Raw genomic sequence first — 250 nt, 5'->3', positions numbered from 1 at the left:
CAACCAGATGCCCGCCATTGTCGCGCACGACGCCCTTCGGGATGCCCGTGGTGCCCGAGGTATAGAGAATATAGAGCGGATCGGTCGCGAGCACCGGCGTGCAGGGCGCTGCCTTGCCGGCGTCGAGCGCCGCGCGGCGCAGCGTCGCCCAGTCATGATCGCGGCTCGCCGCGAGTTCGCAAACGTGCTGCGGCCGCTGCAGGATGATGCAGCCTCGCGGCTTCGCGCTGGAAAGCTTGATCGCCTCGTC

Annotated in this window: 1 protein-coding gene; it reads right to left on the bottom strand. The window is 68.4% G+C overall.

The window, feature by feature from the left end; genetic code table 11:
- A partial coding sequence (locus KJQ96_RS39390; RefSeq protein WP_213291260.1) for an AMP-binding protein occupies nt 1-250 on the bottom strand: 250 nt, incomplete at both ends.

The organism is Bradyrhizobium sp. sGM-13 (genome assembly GCF_018398875.1).
Taxonomy (GTDB): Bacteria; Pseudomonadota; Alphaproteobacteria; order Rhizobiales; family Xanthobacteraceae; genus Bradyrhizobium.
This window is presented reverse-complemented; position numbering and strand designations above follow the sequence as displayed.